The sequence below is a fragment of the Bradyrhizobium sp. Ken01 genome (assembly GCF_055807355.1).
On sequence record NZ_JBVVPC010000012.1, the window covers coordinates 44,873 to 64,298 of the forward strand.

At 63.4% G+C, this 19,426-nt stretch carries 17 protein-coding genes; 9 read left to right on the forward strand and 8 right to left on the reverse strand.

Annotated elements, in window-relative coordinates:
- The 6 genes from AC0L3S_RS14330 to AC0L3S_RS14355 all read right to left on the reverse strand — a co-directional run bounded on the left by AC0L3S_RS14330 (position 1) and on the right by AC0L3S_RS14355 (position 7,581).
- Complete coding sequence (locus AC0L3S_RS14330) at positions 1–1,806, reverse strand: gamma-glutamyltransferase family protein (protein ID WP_473264136.1); 1,806 nt, start codon at positions 1,804–1,806, stop codon at positions 1–3.
- Positions 1,807–1,887: 81 nt separating this feature from the next.
- Complete coding sequence (locus AC0L3S_RS14335) at positions 1,888–2,877, reverse strand: ABC transporter ATP-binding protein (protein ID WP_473279500.1); 990 nt, start codon at positions 2,875–2,877, stop codon at positions 1,888–1,890.
- Positions 2,874–3,860: an ABC transporter ATP-binding protein gene (locus tag AC0L3S_RS14340; RefSeq protein WP_473264134.1), complete on the reverse strand. Its 987-nt coding sequence runs from the start codon at positions 3,858–3,860 to the stop codon at positions 2,874–2,876. Before AC0L3S_RS14340 ends, AC0L3S_RS14335 begins: the two co-directional genes overlap by 4 nt.
- Before the next feature lie 57 nt (positions 3,861–3,917).
- Positions 3,918–4,889, reverse strand: coding sequence for an ABC transporter permease (locus tag AC0L3S_RS14345; RefSeq protein ID WP_473279501.1), 972 nt, complete (start codon positions 4,887–4,889; stop codon positions 3,918–3,920).
- A 10-nt stretch (positions 4,890–4,899) separates the two neighbouring features.
- Positions 4,900–5,880, reverse strand: coding sequence for an ABC transporter permease (locus AC0L3S_RS14350; RefSeq protein WP_007607877.1), 981 nt, complete (start codon positions 5,878–5,880; stop codon positions 4,900–4,902).
- Between the two features lie 105 nt (positions 5,881–5,985).
- Entirely contained in the window at positions 5,986–7,581 is a 1,596-nt protein-coding gene (locus AC0L3S_RS14355) for an ABC transporter substrate-binding protein (RefSeq protein WP_473279502.1), read from the reverse strand.
- Between the two features lie 306 nt (positions 7,582–7,887).
- Between AC0L3S_RS14355 and AC0L3S_RS14360 the strand changes: the two genes are divergently transcribed.
- The 6 genes from AC0L3S_RS14360 to AC0L3S_RS14385 are packed head-to-tail and all read left to right on the forward strand — an operon-like array spanning position 7,888 to position 15,532.
- Positions 7,888–8,145 carry a DUF6489 family protein gene (locus tag AC0L3S_RS14360; protein ID WP_007593837.1) on the forward strand — a complete coding sequence of 86 codons (258 nt, stop codon included), beginning with the start codon at positions 7,888–7,890 and terminating at the stop codon, positions 8,143–8,145.
- Entirely contained in the window at positions 8,145–8,945 is an 801-nt protein-coding gene (locus AC0L3S_RS14365; RefSeq protein WP_473279503.1) for an esterase/lipase family protein, read from the forward strand. Before AC0L3S_RS14360 ends, AC0L3S_RS14365 begins: the two co-directional genes overlap by 1 nt.
- A gap of 46 nt (positions 8,946–8,991) precedes the next feature.
- Entirely contained in the window at positions 8,992–10,542 is a 1,551-nt protein-coding gene (locus AC0L3S_RS14370; RefSeq protein WP_473264130.1) for a WS/DGAT/MGAT family O-acyltransferase, read from the forward strand.
- Positions 10,543–10,552: 10 nt separating this feature from the next.
- A complete protein-coding gene (locus tag AC0L3S_RS14375) occupies positions 10,553–11,548 on the forward strand; it encodes an alpha/beta fold hydrolase (RefSeq protein ID WP_473264129.1) in 996 nt (331 codons plus the stop codon).
- A 45-nt stretch (positions 11,549–11,593) separates the two neighbouring features.
- On the forward strand, positions 11,594–14,827 hold the full coding sequence (locus tag AC0L3S_RS14380) for a bifunctional cytochrome P450/NADPH--P450 reductase (protein WP_473279504.1): 3,234 nt from the start codon (positions 11,594–11,596) through the stop codon (positions 14,825–14,827).
- Positions 14,828–14,857: 30 nt separating this feature from the next.
- Positions 14,858–15,532 (forward strand): spermine/spermidine synthase domain-containing protein, encoded by a 675-nt coding sequence (locus AC0L3S_RS14385; RefSeq protein ID WP_473279505.1) that lies wholly within the window; start codon positions 14,858–14,860, stop codon positions 15,530–15,532.
- 29 nt (positions 15,533–15,561) lie between these two features.
- Here AC0L3S_RS14385 and AC0L3S_RS14390 read toward each other — a convergent pair whose 3' ends face one another.
- Together AC0L3S_RS14390 and AC0L3S_RS14395 are read right to left on the reverse strand one after the other, a co-directional pair.
- Positions 15,562–16,026 (reverse strand): nuclear transport factor 2 family protein, encoded by a 465-nt coding sequence (locus AC0L3S_RS14390; RefSeq protein ID WP_473279506.1) that lies wholly within the window; start codon positions 16,024–16,026, stop codon positions 15,562–15,564.
- Positions 16,027–16,174: 148 nt separating this feature from the next.
- Complete coding sequence (locus tag AC0L3S_RS14395) at positions 16,175–17,089, reverse strand: alpha/beta fold hydrolase (protein WP_473279507.1); 915 nt, start codon at positions 17,087–17,089, stop codon at positions 16,175–16,177.
- Positions 17,090–17,261: 172 nt separating this feature from the next.
- Here AC0L3S_RS14395 and AC0L3S_RS14400 point away from each other — a divergent pair, with 172 nt between their 5' ends.
- From AC0L3S_RS14400 to AC0L3S_RS14410, 3 genes are read left to right on the forward strand one after another with little or no spacing between them, the layout of a single operon-like run.
- Entirely contained in the window at positions 17,262–17,645 is a 384-nt protein-coding gene (locus tag AC0L3S_RS14400) for a hypothetical protein (protein ID WP_473279508.1), read from the forward strand.
- Positions 17,642–18,724, forward strand: coding sequence for a PHA/PHB synthase family protein (locus AC0L3S_RS14405; RefSeq protein ID WP_026233284.1), 1,083 nt, complete (start codon positions 17,642–17,644; stop codon positions 18,722–18,724). Before AC0L3S_RS14400 ends, AC0L3S_RS14405 begins: the two co-directional genes overlap by 4 nt.
- Positions 18,721–19,314: a GNAT family N-acetyltransferase gene (locus tag AC0L3S_RS14410; protein WP_473279509.1), complete on the forward strand. Its 594-nt coding sequence runs from the start codon at positions 18,721–18,723 to the stop codon at positions 19,312–19,314. Before AC0L3S_RS14405 ends, AC0L3S_RS14410 begins: the two co-directional genes overlap by 4 nt.
- The last annotated feature ends 112 nt before the right edge of the window (positions 19,315–19,426 follow it).

The window sequence follows — 19,426 nt, forward strand, 5'->3', positions numbered from 1 at the left end:
TTAGCGCCCTGCGGCGTAGCCCTGCATGCCGCGCGGATTGGCGGCGGCGCGGCGGCGCGGACCGACGCGCGAGGCCGCGGTGAGGCGGCCTTCCGACCAATCCGGCCCGACCTCGACGATATGTCCGCGTTCGCGAAGATTCTCGATCGTCGCCTTCGGCACACGGTTTTCGACCACGAGCACGCCGGGGCGCGCGGTGCGGGGCCAGAACGAGATCGGGAAATGCTCGGAGTGCCAGGCCGGGGCGTCGATGGCTTCCTGAAGATTCAGATTGCAATGGACGTGCCGCAGGAAAAACTGCGTGATCCATTGGTCCTGCTGGTCGCCGCCGGGCGAGCCCCAGGCGAGATAAGGCTCGCCGTCCCGCAACGCCATGCTCGGCGACAGGGTCGTGCGCGGCCGTTTGCCCGGCGCGAGCGAGCTCGGTTGATTCTCTTCCAAATCGAACATTTGTGCGCGGCTGCCGAGGCAGAAACCCAGCTCGGGAATGACAGGTGAGGATTGCAGCCAGCCTCCCGACGGCGTCGACGACACCATGTTGCCGGCCTTGTCGATAATGTCGAAATGCACTGTGTCGCCGCGCACCTCGCCGAAGCGCCCCACGGTTGGTTCGCCGGCGCCGAGCGCGCCGACGGCCTCGCGTTGGCCTTCGGCGCGGCGCAACTTGACCACGCCGCCGAAGCCCTCGACCGCGCCAGGCCGGAGATCGAGCGAAGCTTTCTCGGTCACCAACTTGCGACGTTCGTCGTTGTAAGCATCTGACAGCAGCGTCGCGATCGGGATCTCGCTGAACCTGGGATCGCCGTAGAATTTTTCGCGGTCGGCGAAGGCGAGCTTGGCGCATTCGATCTGGAGATGGATGAATTCCGGCCCCGTCGGGTCGAGCCCATCGAGGGCAAAGCCCTTCAGCAGCGCGAGCTGCTGCAGCGTGACCGGCCCCTGGCTCCAGACCCCGGCCTTGCAGACAGTGTAGCGGCCATAATCGTAGGTGAGCGGGGCCTCGACCGTCGGCTGCCAGCGCGCCATGTCATCGGCCGACAGCACGCCGCGGTGCGGCGAGCCGCTGACGTCCATCACCTCCTGGGTCCGGCAGAATTTGTCGATGGCTTCCGCGACGAAGCCCTGCGACCACGCCTTGCGCGCGCGCTCGATCTCGGCATCGCGGCCGCCGCCGCCGCTTTCGGCTTCACTCAGAATTCGTGCGTAGGTCGCTGCAAGTGTCTTGTTGGTGAAGAGCATGCCGGGCTTTGGCACTTCGCCGTTCGGGAGATAGACGGCGGCTGACGTCGGCCAGTGCTTGCGGAATAATTGCTCGACGGTCTGGATCGTGGCGCATGCGCGCTCGACCAGCGGATAGCCGTCGCGCGCATAGGAGATCGCCGGCTCCAGTACGTCGCGCAGGCGCATCGTGCCGTAGTCACGCAGCAGCATCATCCAGGATTCGAAGGTGCCGGGAACGCAAGCCGCGAGCAGGCCGGTGCCGGGCACCATATCGAGGCCTTCGCTCTTGTAATGCGCGATGGTGGCGCGGGCCGGTGCCGGACCCTGGCCGCAGATCACCTCGGTGCGGCCGCGCTTCACGTCGTGCACGATGATCGGAACGTCGCCGCCTGGGCCGTTCAGATGCGGCTCGACCACCTGGAGCGTGAAAGCGGTGGCGACGCCGGCGTCAAAGGCATTGCCGCCCTTTTCCAGGATGGCCATGCCGATAGCGGTCGCGATCCAGTGCGTGGTCGCGACGACGCCGAAGGTGCCTTCGATCTCGGGGCGTGTCGTGAAGGGATCGGGATTGACGATGCTGGCCATGGACTACCTCATTTGCGGCGCGCGCAATTGATCACAGGGCCAGGCCGCCGCCAAATGCGCAGGCTGCATGGCACGCGCGCGTCACGCCGGTACCGGCGCGGTGTTGACCGCATGGCAGGCGACGCCGTCGATCAATTCAGGTGCTTCCTTGCGGCAGAGGTCGAACGCCAGCGGGCAGCGCGGATTGAAGGCGCACCCAGGCGGCGGATTGATCGGGTTCGGGATCTCGCCCTTCACGGGAATGCGCTGGCGGCCGCTCATGGCAAGATCGGGCACGGCGCCGAGCAGCATCTTGGTGTAGGGCATGCGAGGACGAGCAAACAGCTCACGTCCTTCCGCGATCTCGACAATGCGGCCGAGATACATCACGCCGACGCGGCTCGCCATGTGGCGGACCACGGCGAGGTTGTGGCTGATGAACATGTAGGTCAGACCGAACTTGTCCTGGAGGTCGCGCATCAGGTTCAGGATCTGCGCTTGCACGGAGACGTCGAGCGCGGAGGTCGGCTCGTCGCAGACAATGAACTCCGCGTCGGAGGCGAGCGCGCGAGCGATCGCGATTCGCTGACGCTGGCCGCCCGAGAATTCGTGCGGAAATTTCAACCTGTCGTCGGGATGCAGGCCGACGAGGGTGAGCAGCTCTCCGACGCGGGCCTGGATGTCGCGCTCGCCCTCGATCAGGTCGAAAGCGCGGATCGGCTCGGAGATGATGGCGTCGACCCGGAAGCGTGGGTTCAGGCTCGCATAGGGATCCTGAAAGATCATCTGGATGTGGCGGCGCAGTTTCCGCCGCGCCTGGGCCTGCCTCGGGTCGGTCATCGAGACGCCGTCGATCAGGACGTCGCCGGAGCTCGGCGGCAGCAGGCCCACGACCATCCGTGCGACCGTGGTCTTGCCCGAGCCGGACTCGCCGACCAGCGCGAAGGTCTCACCCTTCCTGATGTCGAAGGTGACGCCGTCGACGGCTTTGAGGTATTCGAGATGGCCGCCCTCGAGCACGCGGTTGAGCCAGGGTTTCGAGACGTCGAACACGCGCCGCAGATTTGTGGCCTGGACGAAGGAAGTGCTCATGCCGCGCTCTCCGCCGGCACGCTGTCATAGAGGTGGCAGGCGACGGATTGCGTGCCGCGCGGCAGCGGCTCCGGCCGCTCCACGCGACACCGGTCGAATGCGAACGCGCAGCGCGGATTGAACGAGCAGCCGCGCGGGATCGCCGACAGGCGCGGCATGGAGCCGGGGATCTGCACCAGACGCTTGTCGTCGCCTGCAAGGGTCGGGATCGCGCCCATCAGGCCCTTGGCATAAGGGTGCAGCGGGTTCCTGACCACGTCCTGCACCGGACCGATCTCGGCGACGCGGCCGGCATACATCACCGCGACGCGGTCGGACGCCTCCGCGATGACGCCCATGTCGTGGGTTACCAGCATCACGGCGGTGCCGTGGTCGCGTCCTAGCCGCTTGATGAGCGAAATAATTTGCGCCTGTACGGAGACGTCGAGCGCGGTGGTCGGCTCGTCCGCGATGATCAGCTCCGGCTCGGCGCAGATCGCGAGCGCAATCACCACGCGCTGGCGCATGCCACCGGAGAATTCGTGGGGATAGCCGTCAATGCGCTTTTCGGGCGCGGGGATTCCGACTTCGGCGAGCAGGTCGATCGCCCGGCGGCGCGCGGCGGTCTCGGAGAGGTTCAGATGGGTTCTGATCGTCTCGATCAGCTGATCGCCGACGCGATAGAGCGGATTGAGCGATGTCAGGGGATCCTGGAAGATCATGCCGATCCGTTTTCCCCGAATACGGCGCAGCTCCTCCGCCGGCAAGTTGTCGATGCGCAGGCCCGCAAGACGAATCTCGCCGCCGGCGATGCGGCCGGGCGGATCGATCAGGCCGATCACAGCCAAGCCCGTGACGGACTTGCCGGCGCCGGATTCGCCGACCACGCCGAGTACCTCGCCCTTGGCGATGTCGAAGGAGACGCCATCGATGGCGCGTAGCGTGCCGCGGCGGGAGGCGAACTCGACCTGAAGATTACGCACGGAGAGGATGGGGTCGATCATGAGCGAGACGCTCTCATCCGAATTTTGCTTATGCAAGTTTTGCTCATCGAAATTTTGTCATCGGAGCTTCGGGTTGAGCGCGTCGCGCAGCCAGTCGCCGAGCAGGTTGATCGACAGGATCAAGGCGGCGAGCGCGATACCGGGAAAGGCCACAATCCACCATTCGCCCGCGAACAGGTAGTTGTTGCCGATGCGGATCAATGTGCCGAGCGAGGGCATTGTGTCGGGCAGGCCGACGCCAAGGAAGGACAGCGTCGCCTCGGTGATGATGGCGAGCGCGAGGTTGATCGTGGCGATGACCAGGATCGGACCCATTGTGTTTGGCAGCACATGGCGGAACATGATCTTTGGCGCGGGAAGGCCGATCAATTGCGCGGCAGCTACGTAATCCTTGTTCTTCTCGACCATCACGGAGCCGCGTACCGTCCGTGCATAGCCAACCCAGAAACTCAGGCCGATCGAGATCACCAGCACGATCAGCATGCTGGTTGCATCCAGCCGGTTGCCGAGGATCGATTTCGCGATGCCGTTGACCAGCAGCGCGATCAGAATGGCGGGGAAAGTGAGTTGCACGTCTGCAATCCGCATGATCACGCCGTCCACCGCGCCGCCGAAATACCCGGCGACCAGGCCAAGCGCGATGCCGAGCGCGCCCGCGAAGATCACGCCGGCCACGCCGACAGCGAGCGAGATGCGCAGCCCGTAGAGAATGGCGGAGAACACGTCGCGGCCCTGCTCGTCGGTGCCGAGCAGGAACGGGCTCTGCCCCTCGGCGGTCCAGAGCGGTGAGATCCTGGAATTCATCAATTGGAGCTGTGCCGGATCGAAAGGGTCCTGCACCGCGAGCGCGGAGGCAAAGATCGCGAGCAGGAAGAACAGCACGGTAATGGTTGCCGCCACCATGGTCAGCTTGGACCGGCGAAACGAATAGAAGACGTCGCTGTCGAGTGCGCGGCTGAACCAGCTACGGGCGGCATGCGTCGGCAGCGTGCTCGGCTTGTCGGGATTGGAGGCGACCACTTCGGACATACAGGCTGCCTTATGTGGCGCGGCCGACGGTCGCGCGCAGGCGCGGATCGACGACGGTGTAGAGGATGTCGACCACCAGATTGATGGTGACGAAAATCAGCGAGACCATCAGCAGGTAGGCGGCCATAATCGGGATATCGACGTTTTGCACGGCCTGCACGAACAGAAGTCCCATGCCGGGCCACTGGAACACTGTTTCGGTGATGATCGAAAATGCAATAACCGAGCCAAACTGCAGTCCGGCCACCGTGATCACGGGAATCAGCGTGTTCTTTAGCGCGTGGCCGAAATGAATGGCCCGGGTTGTCAGCCCGCGGGCGCGGGCAAAGCGGATATAGTCGGTCCGAAGCACTTCCAGCATCTCCGCGCGTACCAGCCGCATGATCAGGGTCATCTGGAACAGGCCGAGCGTGATCGAGGGCATGATCAGCGCCTTCAGGCCCGACAATGTGAGCAGGCCCGTGGTCCACCAGCCGAGCTTGACGACTTCCCCGCGGCCGAACGAGGGCAACCAGCCCAACGTCACCGCAAACAGATAGATCAGAAGGATGCCGATCAGGAAAGTTGGCAGCGAGATGCCGATCAGCGAAACCGCCTGGAATAATTTGGCGAGCAAGGTGTCGCGCCTGAGCGCCGAATAGACGCCCATCAGGATGCCGGAGACCATTGCAAATACGGTCGCGCAGATCGCAAGTTCCAGCGTTGCGGGCATACGCTCCATCAACAGCGTCGAGACCGGCTGGCGGAATTGATAGGAGACGCCGAACTTGAATTGCGCGGCATCGGCGAAATAGCGCACGAACTGCACCGGCACAGGGTCATCGAGACCTAGTGACTTGCGCACGGCGGCGCGTTCGGCCGCCGGCGTATCGAGCGAGACGATCTGGTTGATGGGGTCGCCGGCGAAGCGGAACATCGAGAACGCGATGATGCCGACGGCGAACATGACGCCGATGGCCTGAACGGCCCGGCGAAGAGTGAAAGCGAGCATGCCTTCCACTTTCCTTGAGTGTGCGTCTGGCCGACGTCTTTGTCAGCCGGAAAAGGACAAGGTCCCGGTAGCCTGACGCTGCCGGGACCTCGTGTTCAACTGACGCTATTCCTTCTTGGTCGCCCAGTGAAACATGACCAGATTGTCGGCGCGCTGCGGCAGGTTGACCTTCTTCGATACGCCCCAGGCCAGCGCCTGCTGATGCAGCGGAATATAGGCCCAGTCCTTGATGCTGATCTCATACGCCTGCTTGATCAGCTGATTGCGTTTGGCGGTGTCGGTTTCGACCAGCACCTTGTCGGTGATGGCGTCGAATTCCTTGTTGCAATAGCCGCCGAGATTGGCCTCGCCGCGCGATGATTTCGCATCGTCGCGACAGCCCATGATGTCGTAGAGCACGTTATGGGAGTCCATCGTGCTCGGCGTCCAGCCCAGCATGTAGAACGAGGTCTGATAGCCGCCCTGCTTCAACACCTTGGCGAAGTATTGCGCCTTGGGCTGCGCCAGCAGATTGATCTTGACGCCGATGCGGGCAAGCATGCCCACGACGGCCTGGCAGATCGCGGCGTCGTTGACGTAACGGTCGTTCGGGCAATCCATGGTGACCTCGAAGCCTTCGGGGTACCCGGCCTCGGCCAGGAGCTTCTTGGCACCATCTGGATCGAACTTCGGCCGGGTGAACTCCTTCGACAGCACGAACAATTCCGGAGCGATCATCAGCGCCGAGGGCGTCGACAGCCCGCGCATCACCCGCGTCTTGATCAGCTCGATGTCGATCGCTTTGTAGAAGGCTTCGCGGACCTTGGCGTCCTTGAACGGGTTCTTGCCCTTGATGTTGGAGTAGAGCAGCTCGTCACGCGTCTGATCGAATCCGATGAAGATGGTGCGGAGCTCCGGAGCCTTCAGCACCTGGGCATTCGGGCTTGCATCAACGCGGGAGATGTCCTGGATCGGCACCGGCTCGATGACGTCGACCTCGCCCGAAAGCAGCGCAGCGACACGGGTGGCGTCGGAGGCGATCGGGGTGAAGATGATCTCCTTCAGGTTGCCTTCCATCTTGCCCCAGTAATCGGGGTTGGCCTTGAACACGGTCTTCACGCCGGGCTGATGGCTCTCGATGATGAAGGGACCGGTACCGTTTTCGTGCAGCGAGGCGTAGCTCGGCGAGGTCGCGGACACCGGCGTCGGCTCGACGGCCTTGTTCTCCTCAGCCCACTTCTTGTCCATGATGTACCAGACGTCCCATGCCGAATGCAGGATGGGATTGGGCGAGGGCAGGACGAAATCGACCGTGTAGTCGTCGACCTTGACGACCTTGACGTTGGGCGCCAGGCGGGTCTGCATGTTCGAGTTCTTGTTGCGAACACGGTCGGCGGAGAACAGCACGTCGTCGGCGGTGAAGGGGTCGCCGTTGTGGAATTTGACGCCCTTGCGCAAATGGAAGCGCCAGCGGGTCGGCTCCGGAGTCTCCCAGCTCTCAGCCAGCGCCGGGATGATCTTGAGGTCCTTGTCGCGTGCGGTGAGGCCCTGATAGACGTGACCGAGATGGGCGTGGGTGGTGGACTCGTTCAGGGAGTAGGGATCAAGCGACTTCAGGTCACCCTGGTTGGCATAGCGCAACGTCTGGCTCGACGCGGGCGACATCGTCAACGCAAGCATACCGGCGAGCGTCGCCGCAATCAGAGTTCGACCGACTGACATTCTTGATCCTCTCAACTCTGCCGCGCCGTGATTTTTGATTGTTCGGCGGGGCGTCCCAATCCATGTTGCCCAGAGTTCTCGACCCGTGCAAGCGCCATTCCAGCAAGGAACGCGCCAAGTTGCACCGCTGTGCAGCAATGCTGACCGGCATTGACGGGTGGATGGGCGCGGACGCGGCCGATTTTGATTGACCATATGCGCCGATCGCGGAAGCCGAAGCGCCGCGACCGGCCTCAGGTCGCTTGCGTTGCACACCGTCTCGCGGCGATACTGCGGCCGGGCGCTCGAATCTCATCTGGAGGGGACATGAAGGTTAATATCGAAATCGACTGCACCCCCCTCGAAGCCCGTCAGTTCATCGGATTGCCCGATCTGGCACCGATGCAGACGGCGGTGATGGACAAGCTGCAGCAGCAGGTCTTGAGCAACATCGACAAGGTCTCGCCGGAGTCGCTGATCCAGAGCTGGTTCACCTTCGATCCCAAGCTGGCCGAACGGTTTCAGGACATGTTCGTCACCATGGCCGGCCTCGGCGGCACGCGCAGCGGCGACAAGAAGAAATAATGCCGCCGGGTCCGGACGGGCCGCAGACCCCAGGCCGGCTTCGTCCGCCCGGCCTTGCTTTGCTGCTCGCCGAAGCCCGTGGGTTGCTCGAACTCAACGCCAGCCTGCTACTGTCGCCGGTCCTGATGCGGGCGCCCAAAGGCGACGGCCATCCGGTGCTGGCGCTGCCTGGCTTCCTCGCCAGCGACCTTTCGATGGCGCCGATGCGACGCTATCTCAGCGAGCTCGGCTATGAGGCACATGCCTGGCGGATGGGCCGCAATTTCGGCGGGTTCGGACGGATGCGGGATTCATTGCGCGCCCGTCTCGCCGAAATCCATGCTGCGAGCGGACGCAAGGTCAGCCTGGTGGGCTGGAGCCTCGGCGGTGTCTATGCACGCGATCTCGCGCTGCAGGCGCCCGACTTGGTCCGCAATGTCATCACGCTCGGCAGCCCTTTTGCCAATGACATAAGAGCGACCAATGCGACGCGGCTCTACGAGATGATGTCCGGCGAGCGTGTCGAGGATTTCGTCGAGCTGCGTGAGGCGATCGCCGGCGATCTTCCGGTACCGGCGACGTCGATCTATTCGCGCGCCGACGGCATCGTGAACTGGCGGACCTGCCTGCTGCGTCCCTCCGACCGCGCCGAGAACATCGAGGTGCACCTGGCGAGCCATATCGGGCTTGGGGTGAATCCCGCAGCGCTATGGGCCGTGGCGGACCGCCTTGCGCAACCGGAGGGGGAGTTCTGGCCATTTGACAGGGCGGGGCCGTTTGCCATTGCATATGCCCCGCCGGAACAGGCAGTATCGGCCTGACGAGAAGCGCCGCCTAAGGCGCCCGTCAAATACTCGGGAGGGAACTATGGCTGACGGTAAGAAACTGTCGTCGCTGGATGCGTCGTTTCTCTATCTGGAAACGCCTGAAATGCCGATGCATGTCGGGAGCATGGCGATCTTCCGCCTGCCGGACGACTACAAGGGCGACTTCTTCGAAGACTTCAAGGCGATGATCGTCTCGCGCCTGCACATCGCGCCGATCCTCAAGGCGCGACTGGAGAAGGCGCCGCTCGATATCGATCATCCCTCCTGGGTCGAGGACGATCAGTTCGACATCGACCGTCACATCTTCCGCGCCAGCCTGCCGCAGCCGCGCGACCGCGCCACGCTCGAACGCATCGTGGGCTGGATGCACGCCAAGCTCTTGAATCGCGCCCGCCCGCTCTGGGAGTTCTACGTGTTCGAGGGCATGAAGGACAATGAGGTCGGGCTTTATTCGAAGATGCATCATGCCGCCATCGACGGCGGCGCCGGCGCGGCGCTGACCAACATGATCTACGATATCTCGCCGATCCCGCGGAAGGTCGATCCGCCGACCGCGGGAGCGAAGCCCGGGCAGGAGCCGCGCGACATCGCAGCGAACCTGGTCGATTCCTACCAGCAGCTCTTCACCCAGCCGCTCGATGCATCGGCGGCCGCGAAGAACCTGCAGCTGCCGCGCACGGGCAAGAGCGACATCGGTTCGATCCTGTTCGACAATGCGATGTACCAGATCGAGAGTGCGGTGCGCTTTGCCGGCAACATCCCGACCATGGTCAAGAGCGTCTCGGACGTGCTCGGCAAGATATCCGATCCAAAATCGCGCGAGAGCCTCGCCAGCATGGTGTCCCCGCCGACCATGCTCAACAAGTCGATCTCGTCCGAGCGCAGTTTCGCCGGCGTCTCGATCTCGCTGTCGCGATCCAAGGCGCTGGCCAAGCAGGCCGGCGGCAAGCTCAACGACGTCGTGCTGGCGCTCGCCTCCGGTGTGGTCCGGCGCTACCTCCAGCAATATGCCACGCTGCCGGCAAAATCGTTGACGGCCGCGGTGCCGATCTCGCTACGCGAAGAGGGCAACACCGAGGCCAACAACCAGGTGTTCGGCATGATCTGCTCGATCGCAACCAACATCGACGATCCCAAGGAGCGGCTGCAAGCCATTATCGCGCAATCGACCAAGTCCAAGGAGATGTCGCATCCGCTGCGGGCACTGATGCCGCAGATATCCAATATCTCGATGCTGGGCGCGCCGATCGTCGTGCAGATCATGGCGCTGCTCTACAGTCGCTCCGATTTGTCGGACGTGTTGCCGCCGGCTGCGAACATCACGGTGTCCAACGTACCCGGGCCGCGGCAGACGCTTTACGCCGCGGGCGCGGAGCTGCTGCACATCTTCCCGGTGTCGATCTCGACACACGGACAGGCGCTCAACATCACCGTGCAGAGCTATCGCGACCAGCTCGATTTCGGCTTCATCGTCGGCGCCAACATCATTCCGCACGTGCAGGTGATGTGCGACATGCTGCCGGAAGAGTTCGCCGCGCTGGAGGCGGCCTATGCTTTGCCCGCTGCGGACATCAAGGGCGCCGCTGAGTAGGAATGTCCCGATGATTGAAATGCCACCGCTCCGGTTCGTGCAGACGAACGGAATCCGCATGGGCTATTACGACGCGGGCCCGGTCACAGACAAGCCGCCGATGGTGCTGTGCCATGGCTGGCCCGAACTCGCATTTTCCTGGCGCCACCAGATCAAGGCGCTGAGCGAGGCCGGCATCCGCGTGATCGCGCCGGACCAGCGCGGCTACGGCGCGACCGACCGGCCAGAGCCGGTCGAGGATTATGACATGGAGCATTTGACCGGCGATCTGGTCGGGCTGCTCGATCATCTCGGGATCGACAAGGCGATCTTTGTCGGCCACGACTGGGGCGGATTCGTCGTCTGGCAGATGCCGCTGCGGCATCCTTCGCGCGTCGCCGGTGTGGTCGGCGTCAACACGCCGCATTGGGACCGCGCGCCGATCGATCCGATCGCGCTGTTCCGCCAGCGCTTCGGCGATCAGATGTACATCGTCCAGTTTCAGGATCCCGCGCGTGAGCCGGACAGGATCTTCGGCAGCCGCGTCGAGCAGACGTTCGACGCGTTCATGCGCAAGCCGCTGGCGCGGCCGGCAGAGAAACCGGAGGGGCCGCCGATCGCGGGTGTCGGCGCCTCGTCGAAGACCAATCTGGCATTCCCGCAGATGATCGCAGCCTACGATGCAAAGCACGATCCGCGTACGCCGATCCTGTCGGCCGACGAGAAGAAGGTGTTCGTCGATACGTTCACGAAAACCGGCTTCACCGGTGGCATCAACTGGTATCGCAACTTCACCCGCAATTGGGAGCGCGCCAAAGGTTTGGACCATCACGTGCACGTGCCGTCATTGATGATCATGGCGGAGAACGATGCCGTGCTGCCGCCGTCGGCGGCCGACGGCATGGAGACGCTGGTATCTGACCTGGAGAAATATCTGGTGAAGGACAGCGGCCATTGGACGCAACAAGAGAAGCCGGATGAGGTCAGCGCGAAACTGATCGAATGGCGTAGAAGGCGGTTTGGCTAGCTCGCAACGACGACGTTGAATACCGAGGCAGGGGAAGCACTTTTAATGTCATCGAAGAACCGTCTGGATCCGATCCCGCAGCCCCCGACCAAGCCGGTGGTCGGCAACATGCTGTCGCTGGATTCGGCCGCGCCGGTGCAGCATCTGACCCGGCTTGCCAAGGAGCTGGGGCCGATCTTCTGGCTCGACATGATGGGCTCGCCGATCGTGGTCGTCTCCGGCCACGATCTCGTCGACGAGCTGTCGGACGAGAAGCGTTTCGACAAGACGGTGCGCGGTGCATTGCGACGGGTGCGCGCGGTCGGCGGCGACGGCCTGTTCACGGCCGACACCAGGGAGCCGAACTGGAACAAGGCGCACAACATCCTGCTCCAGCCCTTCGGCAACCGCGCCATGCAATCCTATCATCCGAGCATGGTCGATATCGCCGAGCAGCTCGTGGGCAAATGGGAACGGCTCAACGCTGACGACGAGATCGACGTCGTCCACGACATGACGGCGCTGACGCTGGATACGATCGGGCTGTGCGGCTTCGACTACCGCTTCAATTCGTTCTACCGGCGCGACTACCATCCCTTCGTCGAGTCGCTGGTGCGCTCGCTCGAAACCATCATGATGACGCGCGGCCTGCCGTTGGAGCAGCTCTGGATGCAGAAGCGGCGCAAGACCATGGCCGAAGACGTCGACTTCATGAATAGGATGGTCGACGAGATCATTGCGGAGCGCCGCAAGGGAGGCGATGCCACCGACGACAAGAAGGATATGCTTGCGGCGATGATGACCGGGGTCGATCGCTCGACCGGCGAGCAGCTCGACGACGTCAACATTCGCTATCAGATCAACACGTTCCTGATCGCAGGCCACGAGACCACCAGCGGCCTGTTGTCCTGCACGCTGTATGCGCTGCTGAAACACCCCGACATTCTCAAGAAGGCCTATGACGAGGTCGATCGCGTCCTCGGTCCCAATGTCGACGTGCGTCCGACCTATCAGCAGGTCACGCAGCTCACCTACATCACGCAGATTCTCAAGGAAGCGCTGCGGCTATGGCCGCCGGCGCCGGCCTATGGCATCTCGCCGCTGAACGACGAGACCATCGGCGGCGGCAAGTACAAGCTCAAGAAGGGTACGTTCACCACCATCCTGGTGACCTCGCTGCATCGCGATCCCTCGGTCTGGGGTCCGAACCCGGACGCGTTCGATCCGGAGAATTTCAGCCGGGAGGCGGAAGCCAAACGGCCGATCAATGCCTGGAAGCCGTTCGGCAACGGCCAGCGCGCCTGCATCGGCCGCGGCTTCGCCATGCACGAGGCCGCGCTCGCGCTCGGCATGATCCTCCAGCGATTCAAGCTGATCGACCACCAGCGCTACCAGATGCATCTGAAGGAAACGCTGACGATGAAGCCAGAAGGCTTCAAGATCAAGGTCCGTCCGCGCGCCGATCGCGAGCGCGGTGCCTATGGCGGACCTGTGGCGGTGTCGTCGGCGCCGAAGGCCCCGCGTCAGCCCACCGCACGTCCCGGCCACAACACGCCGATGCTGGTCCTTTACGGCTCCAATCTCGGCACCGCCGAGGAGCTCGCGACGCGCATGGCCGACCTTGCCGAGATCAACGGCTTTGCCGTGCATCTGGGGCCGCTCGACGATTACGTCGGCAAGCTGCCGCGGGAGGGCGGCGTGCTGATCATCTGCGCCTCCTATAACGGCGCGCCGCCGGACAACGCGACGCAATTCGTCAAATGGCTCGGTGACGAGCTGCCGAAGGATGCGTTTGCCAATGTGCGTTACGCGGTGTTCGGCTGCGGCAACAGCGACTGGGCCGCGACCTACCAGTCGGTGCCGCGTTTCATCGATGAGCAGTTGTCGAAGCATGGCGCGCGCGCGGTCTATCCGCGCGGCGAAGGCGATGCGCGCAGCGATCTCGACGGCCAGTTCCAGAAATGGTTCCCGGCGGCCGCCCAGGTCGCGACCAAGGAATTCGGCATCGACTGGAATTTCACCCGTACCGCGGAGGACGATCCGCTCTACGCGATCGAGCCGGTCGCGGTGACCGCCGTCAACACCATCGTTGCCCAGGGCGGCGCGGTGGCGATGAAGGTGCTCGTCAATGACGAGCTACAGAACAAGGCTGGTTCCAATCCGTCAGAGCGTTCGACCCGCCACATCGAGGTGCAGCTGCCGTCCAACATCAATTACCGCGTAGGCGACCATCTGAGTGTGGTTCCGCGCAACGATCCGACGCTGGTGGATTCGGTCGCCCGTCGCTTCGGCTTCCTGCCGGCCGACCAGATCAGGCTTCAGGTCGCCGAAGGCCGCCGCGCGCAATTGCCGGTCGGCGATGCCGTGTCGGTCGGCCGCCTGCTCAGCGAGTTCGTCGAGCTGCAGCAGGTCGCGACGCGGAACCAGATCAAGATCATGGCCGAACACACGCGCTGCCCGGTAACCAAGCCGAAGCTGCTGGCCTTCGTCGGCGAGGAGCCCCAGCCGCTGGAGCGCTATCGCAGCGAGATTCTGGCCAAGCGGAAATCGGTGTTCGATCTGCTGCTCGAATATCCGGCCTGCGAATTGCCGTTCCACGTCTATCTGGAAATGCTCTCGCTGCTGGCGCCGCGTTATTATTCGATCTCGTCTTCGCCGTCGGTGGACCAGGTTCGTTGCAGCGTCACTGTCGGCGTGGTTGAAGGACCGGCCGCCTCGGGCCGCGGCACCTACAAGGGTATCTGCTCGAACTACCTCGCCAATCGACGCGCGGGCGACGTGATCCATGCAACCGTGCGTGAGACCAAGGCCGGCTTCCGGCTCCCGGACGATCCATCCGTGCCGATCGTCATGATCGGCCCGGGTACGGGACTGGCGCCGTTCCGGGGCTTCCTCCAGGAGCGCGCCGCGCGCAAGGCCAAGGGCGCCGCCCTCGGCCCGGCCATGCTGTTTTTCGGCTGCCGTCATCCCGATCAGGATTTTCTCTACGCGGACGAGCTGAAGGCGCTGGCGGCAAGCGGCGTCACCGAGCTGTTCACCGCGTTCTCGCGCGCGGAAGGCCCGAAGACCTATGTGCAGCACGTCCTCGCCGCGCAGAAAGACAAGGTCTGGCCGCTGATCGAGCGGGGCGCGATCGTCTATGTCTGTGGTGACGGCAGCAAGATGGAGCCCGACGTGAAGGCGGCGCTGGTCGCGATCCATCGCGAGAAGAGCGGCAGCGATGCCGCCACGGCTGCCCGCTGGATCGAGGAGATGGGCGCCACGAACAGGTATGTGCTGGACGTGTGGGCAGGTGGGTAGGCCGGCGGCCGGACGTGCTAAAGCTGTCGCATGATTCCCTGGGAAAAGATCGATACCGCCAAAATCCCCGGCTCCGATGAAGAGCTTCGCCTGATGCGGCGAGGCAAGGAGTTTTCCATCAAGCTCGGCACCAACGAGCTGATGAACAACCGCCTGTCGGGCTCGGAAGCCGCGCTCGCCACGCTCGCGGCGAAGCAGATCGAGACGGTCGCGAAACCTGTCATCCTTATCGGGGGCCTGGGCATGGGTTTTACGCTGCGTGCGGCGCTGACCGTGCTCGGAAGCAAGGCGAAGATTGTGGTCTCCGAGCTCGTGCCGGCGGTGGTCGCCTGGGCGCGGGGCCCGATGGCGCAGGTGTTCGGCGACAGTCTCGATGATGTCAGGGTGAGCATCCGGGAAACCGACGTTGGCGAAATCATCCGGGCGCGGCGGTCGGCATTCGATGCCATCCTCCTCGACGTCGACAACGGACCGGAAGGGCTGACCCGGAAGGGCAACGATGCGCTCTACAATGCGAGCGGGTTGAAAGCGGCGAAGACGGCGTTGCGGCCGGGCGGCGTGCTCGCGGTCTGGTCCTCGGGACCCAACCCGGCCTTCACCAAGCGGCTCGGGAGCGCCGGCTTCGACGTCAATGAAGTCAACATTCGCGCCACCGGAAGAGGCGGTGGCGCGCGTCACGTGATCTGGTTGGCCAGGAAGAGTTAGGCTGTCTGCGCAGCCATCAGTTCAATCCGTCAGAACATCGTGTTGCTGTTCGCCGGATTTTCCGGGATCGGTTGAACGACATCCCAGTGTTCGACGACCTTGCCGTTCTCCAGCTTGAAGATGTCGACGATCGCGTTGCCCCTGCTGCCGGGCTCGCGAACCGCGTGAACGTGCAGGATCACGTAGTCCCCATCCACGAAGCTGCGCTTGATCTCGCTGTGCGAGTTCGGGAATTTCTCGCGGAGGAAGCCGATGAACTTTCGGAATCCGTCCGGACCGTCGGCCGCGTTGGGATTGTGCTGGACGTAGCGGTCGCCGACATGGGCGAGGGCTGCATCGGCGTCCTTTTGGTTGAGCCCCTTCTCGTAGAACGCAAGGACAGTTTTGCGATTGGCTTCCTCTTGCGCGCTACCCGCCATCGCGACGCCACTGGCGAGGGACAGCGTGAGGACTGAAGCAGCGACGATTGCGGCCGACCGGACGATGAGATGCATGTGAACTCCGAGAGGCCGCAGCCTCTTTGTTGGCGATTGAGGTTCTCGGCGATTGAAGAGGCCTGTATGGCTTTCAGGCCGGCTTCCGTTAAGAGAGTAACCGGCAGCTCACATGGTCACTGCGAGGCGACCTTCTGCGCCGGTCAATCTACGCCGCCTGCGCCGCTGCGCCATGCGCGTGCTTGGCGATGGCGCCGATGATTTCCGGCCAGAACCGCATCGGCAGCGCGTGGCCCATGCCTTCGATCATCAACAGCTTGGCGCCCGGAATTGACTCTGCCGTGTCCCTGCCGCCCTCGGGACGGACCAGGGGATCGACGGTACCGTGAATGACCAGCGTCGGCATCTTCACGCCATGCAGCCGCTCCTTGCGGCTGCCTGAGGCGAGCACCGCGCGGAGCTGCCGGCCGACGCCGGCCGGATTGAGTCCGCGCGCGAACACGCGCTCGGCACGACCGGGATCGAGCGCCTCTTCTTCCGGAAAGGACCCGGCCCGCAACACGTTCCAGGTCTGGCCGTAGCGGACGATGAACTCCTCCTTGCTGCGCGGCGGCGGCGCCATCAGCATCGCGGCGGCCTCACGTGTCGGCGGCGGCACGCGCGGATTGCCGGTCGTCGACATGATCGAGGTCAGCGAGCGCACGCGCTCGGGAAACGACAACGTCACTTCCTGCGCAATCATGCCGCCCATGGACGCCCCGACCAGATGCGCCGACTTGATGCCGAGCGCATCCATCAGCCCGACCGTGTCTTTCGCCATGTCGATCAGCTTGTAGGTTGCGGCCACAGGAATCCTGAGGAAGCGGAGCTTCAACAGCTCGAGCGGCGTCAGGCGCTTGCCGCCGGTGAGATGGCTCGACTTGCCGATGTCGCGATTATCGAACCGAACGACGCGAAAGCCGTGCGCGGCGAGCTGCTCGCAGAACGCATCGTCCCAGTGGATCATCTGGGCGCCTAATCCCATGATCAGCAGCAGCGGGTCGGCATTGTCGTTGCCGAAAATCTCGTAACAGATGTCGATGCCGTTGGCGTGGACGGTTTGCGGCGGATGATAGGCGTTCACGGGTGCGTTCCCTCGGCTTTTGATTAATGCTGTATGGCACGGTTTCCCCTCGCATTGAAGCTGCGTTCGCGACACCGGACCCGCTGCTTGCCGGTTGACCGGCACCGCGCAACGGTGTGGTATGGTGAAAAAAAGGAAGGGCATCGAAGCTCTCGAGTTCAGGAGGACGCCGATGACCGACAAGAGCAACGACCCCATTGCCATGTGGCAGAAGATGGTTGGCGAGATGGAGAAGGGGTTCAACTCCTTCGCCAATCAGGCGATGTCGTCGCCCGAGTTTTCGCAAGCCGTGAACCGGGCCGGCGGCGTTGCTGCAGGTGCTCAGAAGCAGCTCGGCGACCTCATGGAGAAATATCTGGTCTCCATGAATCTACCGAGCCGGGACCAGGTCACCGGCCTTGCGGAACGGCTGCAGTCCATCGAAGGACAGATCGGTGAGATCAAGTCGATGCTGAGCCAGATGGCTGCAAGTTCCGGCCCATCTCAGGGTCCCGATCCCGCATTGCGCCCGCCGCGCACCAAGCGGCCGCCATCTGAAGGCGGAGAGCAGACATGAATGCACCCGCCGGATTAGATTTCGCAGGGATCCCGGAGCGCATCCAGTCCGAGGTGCAACGCGCCATTCAGCGCAGCATCAAGGGCGTCGAATATTTCTCGACGTCCGGTCCCACGCTCGGCTCAACCCCGAAGGACGTGTTGCATTCGCGCGGCACGATGAGCCTCTACCATTATCGGCCGATGTCCGACGAGATCTATCGAATTCCGATCTTGATCGTGATGGCGACCACCAATCGCGGTTACATTCTCGACCTCGTGCCCGGCCAGAGTTTCATCGAGTTCCTCTTGAAGCGCGGCTACGACGTTTACATGCTCGACTGGAGCGCGCCACGGCCGGAGGAGAAGAGCCTCCGCATGGAGGACTATGTCCTCGACTTTATCCCGGACTGCATCCGCCGCGTGCAGCAGGATTCCGGCGAACAGGACGTCTCCGTCATCGGCTATTGCTTCGGCGGCGTGCTGTCGCTGCTCTACGGCTCGATCCACAAGGACGGGCCGATGAAGAATTTGATCTGCTTCACCACGCCGATCGACTTTCGCGAGATGAAACTGTTCTCGAACTTCTCCGACCGTCGCTATTTCGACGTCGATCGCCTCGTCGACAGCGTCGGCAACGTGCCGCCCGAGATGATTCTGTCGTCGTTCGAGATGCTGCGCCCGGCCTCCCGCACCGTCAGCCAGATCCAGCTTTGGGAAAACATCTGGAACGACGAGTTCGTCAAATCCTACCGGATGTTCGACCGCTGGGCGACCGACACGCTGCCGCTGGCCGGCGAATATTTCCGCACCATCACCAAGGACCTGATGTGGGACAACAAGCTGTTCAACGACACCATGTCGGTCGGCGGCCGTGCGGCGAAGCTCGAGGACATCAAGGTGCCGTTCCTGCACGCGGTGGCGGAGCACGACCACATCGTGCCGTATGAGGCGGCAAAGCACCTGATCGCCAAGATCGGATCGGAGGACAAGGAGGAGGTGATGCTGAAAGGCGGTCATGTCTCGCTCGTCGCCGGCGCCAATGCGGTGAAGCGGCTGTGGCCGAAACTGGATTCCTGGTTGGGGAAGAGATCGACATGAGTGAGCAGCGTTCCTATCCGCGTCATGTGAAGACGGACGCCGGCGATATCGAGATACGCCTGATGTCCCCGGCAGACGAAGCCGCGGTGCTCGCGTTCGGCAAGGGCCTGCCGACCCACGACCTGTTGTTCCTGCCGCGCAACATCAGTGAGGCGAAGGTGCTCTCCGCATGGGTCAAGGAGATCGAGCGCGGCGCGATCACGAGCCTGCTCGCGGTCAGGGGCGGCACGGTCGTCGGCTGCGGCACGCTCGTGCGCGACCCGCACTCCTGGTCGCCCCATGTCGGCGAGATCCGGATGGTGGTTTCGCTCGACGTGCGCGGGAAGGGGGTGGGACGGACGCTGTCGCAGGAGACCTTCGCACTCGCGCTCGGCGCCGGCCTCGAGAAGCTCTCGGTTCAGATGACGGTCGACCAGCAGGCAGCGATCACGCTGTTCGAGAGCCTCGGCTTCAAGGCCGAGGCCTTGCTGCGCGATCATGTCCGGGACGTCGATGGCAAGACCCACGACATCGTCGTGCTCGGTCATAACATCTTGCAGGTGCAGGCCCAGATGGAGGCCTATGGGCTGCCCGGCGCCGTCCAGCACTGAGAACCTCTGAGCGGGTGTTGGGACCCGGATGGTCAGGGAGGCGCCAGATTGCCTCACATTAGGGCTATTCACGATTTCGTGATATCGCACTGCAATATCTATATTGCATCGC